An 8876-nucleotide genomic window follows, 5' to 3' on the forward strand; every position below is an offset into this window, starting at 1 on the left:
GACCGCACCCTGCCGTCAGCACGGTGACAAATGCGAGCCAAGCCATGCGGGTCTCACTTCTCACTGCTCACGTCTCACTTCGCGTGACGAAGGCAGGGCCGTCGGCACGCTTCAGAAGCTGTAGGTCACGCCCGTCAGAAAGAAGGTCCTCGTCGTCTGGTCGCTGAACGCCTGTCCGGGGAAGAACGTTCCCAGGCGAATCGTCCACGCCAGGTCGGAGGTGATTCGCCAGTTCGCGAAGTAGTCCATCTCCCAGCCGAGATACCCCGACTCCTCGTTCGCGGTTTCATCCGAGACGGCGGCGTGGGCGCGGTTCTTGGCATAGAGAAACCAGTCGGTGCCGCATTCCAGGTCACGCAGACACTCGATCTTCTCCAACGGCTTGAAAGCCGAACCGGCTCGCCAGATGTGGACGTTACTCAGCCGTGGACCGAAGGCGAGCCCGGTGTCACGATAGCCGAAGCCCACGAAGCTGGTGTCCCTGCCGGCCGTGTTGCCCCCTTCGACGTCGGTGGGACTCAGTCGTCGATCTGCGTCGCCGCTGGCAAACATGTACTCGCCAATGAACCGCGGCTGCAGCGGCCAGTGGGGGAGGTACTCGAGGGACTGGTCGAAGGCCCAGGCGCAGATATTCCGCCGGGTCGGCGGCCAGCGGTCCATGTAGCTCCGGCCGCCCTCGAACACCCACTCTGATCCGTATCGCAGGTCCCTGGCCAGCTCACCGGTCGAGCCGATGCCCAGGTAGTAAGAGTCGTAATCGTGGTTGCGGAAGAAATCCGGTGCCCGTTGCCCTCGGAGATCCTCGTTCCACAGGGCATAGAAGAAGGGCTGATGCTTGTCCATGCCGAGGTACTTGGCCTGCAGGCCGTAGAAATTGCGGTGCATGCTGCCGTACTTCGGTCGGCTGAGGTCGAAATCGTCGACGCTGCGGATGCTGGTGCCGATCAAGCTGGTCAGTTCGACCTTCTCGACCTCGAGCTTGATCTGGACGTGGTCCATCGGCAGGGATAGAGCATAGCCGGTGCCGAACTCGACCAGATCGCGGCCGGCCTTCACATTCAGGTCCCAGTCGAGCCGGTTCCCGCCGCAGGCCTTGGCCGCCTTCCGCAAGTCAAACTGATAGAAGCCCCGGTCGAGATTCGGTCCGACGACGTCGTCCTCATTGCCGTCATACGAGTCGCCGTGGTTCCAATCTTCAAACAACAGTTTGCCGCGGAGATAGAACTCGTGAGCTCCTTGGTCGATGCTGGCCGACGTCCACCCGCGGATGTCGTGCCGGCGGAAGGTTCGCGAGGAGTTGACGCCGTCGTCGAACTGGAAGAGGTGGAAGCTGTACCAGCCGCCCCAGTCCATGTCGAACTTCTGGTCGGTCGGCAATTCCTTGTCCAGGGCGGCACGGACCTCGTCCTCGAGGGCTCGTTGCTGGTTGAGAAACGCCGAGCTGCCCTGTTGCCCCTCGACGGAAACGGTCGTGAGCAGGCAACTCAGCGACAGGGCCAGGGACCGGCCGAGCCACGCAAGCCAGGGATCGCGAGACTCGCCACCGGCAGCTCTGTCGCCACGAGAATGTCGGGCACAAGCCAACATAGAGTCCTGCAGTGCGCCTGCCCCATCCAGTCTCCCGCCGCGCCGACGCCGCTTGACCTGGGGGCCACGAAAGTGCGTGTGTTATGATGGTCGTTTTCCGCCCACCACGCAAGAGTGAAGCCGTGGAATTTCGATCCCGGGGGGCCAACTTTTCGGACCCGCGTGCGTATAATCAAATGACGAGGCTTGACAGCGGCAGAGTGGCAAACAAGCGTCAACACCGGCTTCTTTCCCCTCCGGAAAGCACCGGGTCAGCCCCTAGGGCTCCCGGTGCTTTCTTTGTATGCCCCCGTGGTCGATCAGGACCGACCTTTCGCGACCGAGTTCGGCCACCGATGACTGCAACATACTGCCATTGTGCGGGTTACGATTCGTCCGGCGGTACCGATGCCCCCGCGGTGGCAGTAGCCTTCCGGGCGGGCGGATGGATGGTCACCGGGATGGTCGTTTCCAGGAAGTACACTCCTGGACGACCCTCAGCCTCATCAAAGTAGGCCGCCTGTAATTCCCCGAGCATCGTTTCCAGCGGGCCGATGGCGGCTGGAGCGGTGTCTGTCCTGAGCCGCTGCAGCCATCGCTTGCCGATCTGGCACTGGACCAGGGCGGCCAGTCGCTGCGGAGGGGCGGCAGCGTTCGAGGTGTCCCCCTTGAACCAGACACGGCACTGTCGGCGAATCTCGATCGTCAGTGCTGTGGCTGCGGTGAACTGCCCGGCGTCGCTTAGCAGTCGACAGCGAAGCAGGCGAGCCAGGAAGTCGTATCCCGGCTTGGACGGCGGCGTCAGCGGTTCCGGCAGTCCGCTCTTGGCCCGCTCGGTTCGTCCAGCCATCTGCCAGGCGAAGGCTTGCCAGAGGAGGGCGCCGGCGGCCAGATCCTCGTCCGTCGACTCGCGTGCCGCCGCCAGGCCCCGGGCGACGCGGCCCCAGGCCGCCTGGCGAGCTTTCTCGTCTGTCTCGGTCATTCGGCCTGCGGCCAGCAGGGTGGCAAAAGGTTCTATGGTGGCGGCCGTCGTCTCCAGGCGAGAGGCTCGATCGTTCAAACCGCCCTCCGGACGGCTGGTAGGCTTGCTGACCGCCTCTAGTTCCTTCCGTGCCTGGTCCACATGTCTGCGCGCCGAAGCCGCTGAATCGGCCAGGAGGGCCAGGTCCTTGTCGTCGGCCAGGCCGACCAGCCACCGTGTGGCCGCGTGGCTGGTCGGGACCGCCAGCAGCCAGTTCGCGATCGCCAGATGGGTGGCCGCCCGATCAAGGGGCGCCTCAACCTCATCAGACAGCCGCTTCATGGCCGCCAGTTGTGCCGCGTGTCCCGCGCTCCAGGTGGGCGGATCGGCCATGGCCGCCGTGAGATTGAGCGTGAATGCCGGGGCAGGCCGCGTCGCGGCCAGAGGCGTCTTGCGTTCGCCGCTCGCCGGCGCGCTCTCCGCGGCCCCCACGCCCGGTGCAGCCCAGGTCACCAGCAACCAGGACGACAGAATGAGCCCTTGCCCGTTTCGCATGCCCATACCATATCACAAACCACCGCCCAGCTCACTATTTGACGCTCTCTGCTGTCGTCCATACACTCCGAGGGCGTACGGCCGGCATTCGGAGCCGTGCGTGCATGGAGGACGACCGCCGAAGCAGGCATCGCTGGTTACGCATGAGCTCACCCGCCTATGCCGAGATCCCTGTTCGCGTCCCCGCCCGGTCGCGACCCTCATGGCCAGTGCGCGTGGTCCGGTCGAGAACCTTCGCATGGGTCGTTTCGATCGCCCTTCATGCCGGGTTGTTCTACGGGTTCTACAGCATCGCCATGCGAGAGGCCGCCCCGATCCGGCGGATCATCATTCCCGAGGCCCAATTGACGGGTAGCCCCAGTCCCCAGCAGCCTATCCAGAACGTACCCCTCAAGCTGACCCAGCAGCAGAGCCCTTCAATCATGGATCGCCAAGCGGCACCAGAGACGCCCCCCGTTGCGGTTGTGAGCCTCGGCGAGATACCCACCTTCACCGTCCCGACCGACAATCGCCCGGAGATCAGCGGGGCGAGCTTGCCCGGAGAGGCGATCGGCTTGGCCGGCTCCGCGGGTCCGGCTGGATCGATGGCCCCGGCCAGCGGTCTCTTCGGCCAGGCGGGCAATGCCTACAAGGTCGTCTACGTAGCCGATTTCTCCGAGTCGGTGTATCGCTTCCGGGCGGAGATCTGCGCGGAGATCCAGAACTCGCTGGAGACGCTCGTTCCCACTCAGAAGTTTCACATCGTCTTTGCCAAGCCCGGCGGCGACATCACCGAGTTCGGAACCGGTCGGCTGGTCCCCGCGATCCGCAAGTACAAGAAGGACGCACTCGCCTTCCTGGAGACATCCAAGGACCGACCCAAGCGGGGAAGTGCCGATCCGATTGAGGCGTTCCGACGGGCCTTCAGGGTGAATCCGGAACTCATCTACTTCATTGCGGATGGTGACTACCGCAACATCGAGGAAGAACTGGAACGGACTCTGGATCAGCTCAACAAGAACCGTGCGGTGGCGATCACCACCCTCGGCTTTGATCCGGCGCCTCGGTGCAGCGGCTTGATGGAACGGATTGCCAAGAACCACGGAGGGCATTTCCGAATCGTGCCTCTGGCAACGCGGTGAGAGGGTGTTCGCGCAAGTGTCCAGATTTCGTGTTTCCTTGTGTGCCGGAGGGTGCCTGATCGGTCTCTTCGTCGCGGCATCCGTCGCCCAGGCCGATATCGTCAACCTGCACGGACAGCCCATGGTGGTGAACGTGCGGGTTACCGCAGTCAGGGCCGGGAAGATCGTGTATCGTCTGTCGAGCGGCCGGGAAGTCGAGCAGCCGCTCGAGCAAGTGACCTACCTGCAGATCGCCGGCTGGGATGCATTCAACCGGGCAGAGAAGCAACAACAGGACGGCGCCTTCCGACAGGCGGCGGAAGACTACGGGAGGCTGCTCGCCAAGACTCCGGCTCAGGCCGGCGAGTCCCTGGATCGCGCCCTACTGGTTCGCTGCCGACTGATCAGGGTGTACGACATGGACGGCCAGTTCGACCATGCCGTAGCCCACTATGTGGCCGTGCTCGAGAGGATGCCGGAAATCCTCGAGACTCTCAGACCCACCCGAGTGCCGGTCACGGATTCGACCGTCATGCCTGCGGCCTTCGCAGCGGTCGATGCGGCCATCGAGAGGTCTCGCGGTACGGCGGCAGGCGAGTCGTTACTCCGGTGGCGGTCAACCTGGCCCGGGCAGAAGCGACCTTTGGCTTCGAGTGTCAAGCCGCCGAGTTCAGCGCCGCCTCCCGCCCCGGCGCCCGTGCCGATCCGCGTGCCAGCCAGTGTGCCGGCCCCCGTCACGCCCCGTGCGCCAGCCACCGCCCCGGTTCGCGTACCAGCCACCGTACCGGCTCGTGTTCCAGCCACTGCACCGGCCCCGGTCCCGGCCCGCCTGCCGGCTACCGCGCCGGTTCCCGCCCCGGCCCGCGTTCCGGCTACCGCGCCGGCTCCCGTACCGGCTCGTGTTCCAGCCACTGCACCGGCCCCGGTCCCGGCCCGCGTGCCCATCACGGCCCCCGCCTCGGTACCAGCCCGTGTTCCGACCTCCGCCCCGGCCCGCGTGCCCGCTGCCGCGCCGGCTCCCGTACCGGCTCGCGTACCAGCCACCGTACCGGCTCGTGTTTCAGCCACTGCACCGGCCCCGGTCCCGGCCCGCGTGCCCATCACGGCCCCCGCCTCGGTACCAGCCCGTGTTCCGACCTCCGCCCCGGCCCGCGTTCCGGCTACCGCGCCGGCGCCCGTACCGGCTCGCGTACCAGCCACCATACCAGCTCGTGTGCCAGCTACGGCGCCGGCGGCGGCTGGTCCCGGGCAGGTCGTGAAGACGCCGCTGGCGGAGATCGAGTCTCTGGTCAACAGCGGCAAGGGCGATGAGGCTCTGGTTCGGCTTGCCGCCTTGCGGAACAGGCCAGCCGGGCCGGTCCAGGCGGAACTGTTCTACTGGGAGGGTCGGGCCTACCTGCTCAAGAGTGATCAGGAGACCGGTGGCGCAGCCCAGCAGAATGCCCGGCGGGCCGGGCTGGCGTTTATGCGGGTCGTGGTTCACTTCCCGACGAGCCGCCTGGCCCCGGAGTGTCTGTATCGTTGTGCAGAGATCCGCAGGGCGGCGGGTGATTCCGACTCGGCCGCGGACATCTATTCAGAGCTCCTGCGCAGCTATCCAAACGCGGCGCCTTGGTCCGACCGAGCCCGGCGGGCGGTGAAGCGGTAGGAGCCTCCCAAGGGCGGCACAGTCAGGAGACGATCCCATGGCGATCCGGATCGGAGTGGTGGGTGGCGGCATCTTCGGCGAAATGCACCTTCAGACTTTCTCGCAGTGTCAGCGCGGGGGACGGTGCGAACTGGTATCCCTGGCCGACCTGAACGAGGACCTGCTGGCCAAACGCCGCGAGCAGTACGGGGTGAGGACTTACCGGGACTATCGCGAGATGCTCGCCAGGGAGCACCTCGACGGCGTCTCCGTGGTCACGCCGGACCCGACGCATCTGCCGATCGTTCTGGCCGCCCTCGAGGCCGGCTGTCACGTCCTGGTCGAGAAGCCGATGGACGTCACCGTCGAAGGCTGCAGGGAGATGATCGCCGCGGCCCGCAAGGCCGAACGATTGCTCGAGGTCGACTTTCACAAGCGTTACGACCCGTATCACATGGCCCTCCGCGAGTCGATCGAGACCGGCAAACTGGGCAAGCCCCTTTACGGCTACGCCTGGATGGAGGATCGCGTCGAGGTGCCCCGCGACTGGTGGCCGAACTGGGCGTGCAAGTCCTCGCCCGCCTGGTTTCTGGGCGCCCACTTCGTCGACCTGTTTCGCTGGTTCATCGGTGGCAAGAAGGGCCGTCGGGTCTACGCGACCGGCGTCAAGAACAAGCTCAAGTCGCTGGGCGTGGACACCTTCGACTGTGTGCAGGCCAAGATCGATTTCGAGGACGAGGTCAGCTTCACGTTGGATACGTCCTGGGTGCTGCCCAGCGGCTTCGAGGCCATCGTTAACCAGGGCATCCGGGTGATCGGCACCGAGGGCATCCTGGAGGTCGATTCCCAGGACCGCGGTGCCGAAGGGTGCCTCAAAGACCGCGCCCACGAGACGCTCAATCTCGGTTTCAGGCTCTATTCCAGGGACAAGTGGGGCAACCCGCGTTACAGCGGCTACGGCTTCGAGTCCATCGCCGACCTAGTCGAGAACATCGCGTTCCTCAAGTGCGGCGGCAAACTCGCGGACCTCCAGGGCAAGTACCCCGACGGCCAGGACGGCCTGGAGACCACACGCATCCTCTGCGGTATCCACCAGAGCATCGCGACCGGCAAGCTGGTGGAACTGGGGCTGAACTGACGACGGCTAGTCAGAGCTACGGCAGACCACAAGCAGACCGCATTGAATCCAGCTGAAAACCCAGGTTGCCGAAAGCCATGAGGGCGGGTCATGACGACGGAGTCGCGAGCGGATCACCCGCTCGTGGTAGCCTTCGATTTCAGCCGTTCGCGAGCCCTCAGTTCACCTTGCGCTCGCCCAGCCGGTGATCGAGCATCATCAGCAGATGCCGCTTGTCGCCAAGGGCTTCGAGCTGCCGAATGATGTCCTCGGCATTCTTCTCCTCCTCGACCTGTTCGTTGATGAACCACTGCAGGTGCGACTGGGTCGCGTAGTCCTTCTCCGCCATGGCCAGCTCGTAGAGAGCGTGAATGGCCGCGGTTACTTTGCGTTCGTGGGCCAGAACGGTCTTGAAGACTTCCAGCGGGGAGCCGAACTCCGGGGCCGGCTTGGCTATGGTGTTAAGCGTGACTCGTCCGCCGCGGTCGGCCAGGTAGTTGAACAGCTTCATTCCGTGGCTGGTTTCTTCCTGGTACTGAGCTTTCATCCAGTGGGCGAACCCCGGCAGATTGTCGGCCTCAAACTGGGCGCCCATGGCCAAGTAAAGATAAGCCGAACTGAGCTCGAAGTTGACTTGCTCGCTGAGTGCCTTCGCCATCTTGTCGGTGATCATGTGGTATTCTCCCTTTCGCAGTAAGAGACACTGCAGGTAGTCTGTCCTGCAAACGTGGCATTATAGGCGTCTACCCACGACTTGGCAGGGGGTTGGCGGAAATGTCCCGCTTGCGGGGCATGACCCCGGTGGTTTGGTTCGGCTCAGACGCGGCCGTAGAATGGGCATCGCCGACGGCTATTCTGCCGGCGGCCAGGGGGTCTGTCGGTTGTGTTCTTCGCGGGAGGAGCCCATGGGTACGACGCGACGTCAGTTCATCGCCGGAGCCTGTGCCGCCGGGGCCGCGGCCCTGCTGCCCGGCCGTCGATCGAGGTTGCTCGCCGCTCCGGCCGGCGAAACGACGACCAGACCGTTCACGTTCGTCCATCTGACCGATATGCACGTGACCACCAGGCGGCAGGGACACGAAGGCTACCGGAAATGCATCGAGTCCATCCGTGCCCTGGGGCCTAGACCGGATTTCGTTCTGACCGGCGGCGACTTGGCTTTCGACGGCAACTACACCGAGAAGGCGGTGTTCATTGAGCAGATCCGGCTTTACCGGGAGATCACCGCCTCGCTGGGCGTCCCATACTACAACTGCATGGGCAACCATGACGTTCTAGGCTGGTCTGCGCGGCGGAAAGTCAGCCTCGACGACCCCGGCCTCGGCAAAAAGCAGATCATGGATGCCCTCGGCTGGGAGAAGAGTTACTACAGCTTCGATCACCGCGGGTGGCACTTCGTCGTCCTGGACTGCATTCACCCGGTCCAGGGCAAGGACGGACCGACCTACGAGCCGCGCATCGGCCGGGAGCAGTTGGAGTGGCTGGGCCGTGATCTGGGAAAGGCGGTCGGCAAGCCGACCGTGGCCGTGACCCACATCGCGGCCTTCTGTAACCAGGGCCAAATAACCGGCGATCCGAATGCCAAAGCCATGGACGGGAGCATGGTGATCTGGGACACGAAGGACCTCCGCACCATCCTCGAACGCCACAAGGTCAAGGCTCTCCTCCAGGGACACAGCCATCGGGTGGAGGAGTACCACTTTAATGGCGTCTGGTACGTGACCAGCCCCGCGGCCAGCGGTGCCTGGTGGGCCGGTAGCTGGACCGGTTCCGAGCCCGGTTACACGGTCTTCCGGTGCGAAGGCGACCGACTCACCTGGGAGTTCAGGTCCTTCGGTTGGGAACCTCGTTTGGATCCGAAGGACGATCTGGAGCGGAAGAAGATCGCCGAGCAGCAGGCGGCCGCGGAAGAGCAGGCCCGGCTGCTAAGCCTGGAGCGGGGCGGCTAGG

7 protein-coding genes are annotated in these 8876 nt (G+C 64.8%); 4 read left to right on the forward strand and 3 right to left on the reverse strand.

Annotated elements, in window-relative coordinates:
* Positions 1 to 111 precede the first annotated feature (111 nt).
* Together KA354_24615 and KA354_24620 are read right to left on the reverse strand one after the other, a co-directional pair.
* Entirely contained in the window at positions 112 to 1587 is a 1476-nt protein-coding gene (locus KA354_24615; protein MBP7937836.1) for an alginate export family protein, read from the reverse strand.
* 364 nt (positions 1588 to 1951) lie between these two features.
* Positions 1952 to 3082, reverse strand: a complete 1131-nt coding sequence (locus KA354_24620) for a hypothetical protein (GenBank protein ID MBP7937837.1) — start codon at positions 3080 to 3082, stop codon at positions 1952 to 1954.
* A 215-nt stretch (positions 3083 to 3297) separates the two neighbouring features.
* Here KA354_24620 and KA354_24625 point away from each other — a divergent pair, with 215 nt between their 5' ends.
* From KA354_24625 to KA354_24635, 3 genes are read left to right on the forward strand one after another with little or no spacing between them, the layout of a single operon-like run.
* Positions 3298 to 4203: a hypothetical protein gene (locus KA354_24625; protein ID MBP7937838.1), complete on the forward strand. Its 906-nt coding sequence runs from the start codon at positions 3298 to 3300 to the stop codon at positions 4201 to 4203.
* Positions 4204 to 4219: 16 nt separating this feature from the next.
* The gene (locus tag KA354_24630) at positions 4220 to 5830 is read left to right on the forward strand and encodes a hypothetical protein (GenBank protein MBP7937839.1); all 1611 of its coding nucleotides are present in this window, start codon (positions 4220 to 4222) and stop codon (positions 5828 to 5830) included.
* Between the two features lie 37 nt (positions 5831 to 5867).
* The gene (locus KA354_24635; protein ID MBP7937840.1) at positions 5868 to 6947 is read left to right on the forward strand and encodes a Gfo/Idh/MocA family oxidoreductase; all 1080 of its coding nucleotides are present in this window, start codon (positions 5868 to 5870) and stop codon (positions 6945 to 6947) included.
* A 157-nt stretch (positions 6948 to 7104) separates the two neighbouring features.
* Here the strand turns inward: KA354_24635 and KA354_24640 are convergent, their stop codons facing one another.
* Entirely contained in the window at positions 7105 to 7599 is a 495-nt protein-coding gene (locus KA354_24640; protein ID MBP7937841.1) for a ferritin, read from the reverse strand.
* Positions 7600 to 7831: 232 nt separating this feature from the next.
* Between KA354_24640 and KA354_24645 the strand changes: the two genes are divergently transcribed.
* Positions 7832 to 8875, forward strand: coding sequence for a metallophosphoesterase (locus KA354_24645; protein ID MBP7937842.1), 1044 nt, complete (start codon positions 7832 to 7834; stop codon positions 8873 to 8875).
* Position 8876: the final 1 nt, after the last annotated feature.

The sequence above is a fragment of the Phycisphaerae bacterium genome (assembly GCA_018003015.1).
In the GTDB taxonomy this organism is placed as follows: Bacteria; Planctomycetota; Phycisphaerae; order UBA1845; family PWPN01; genus JAGNEZ01.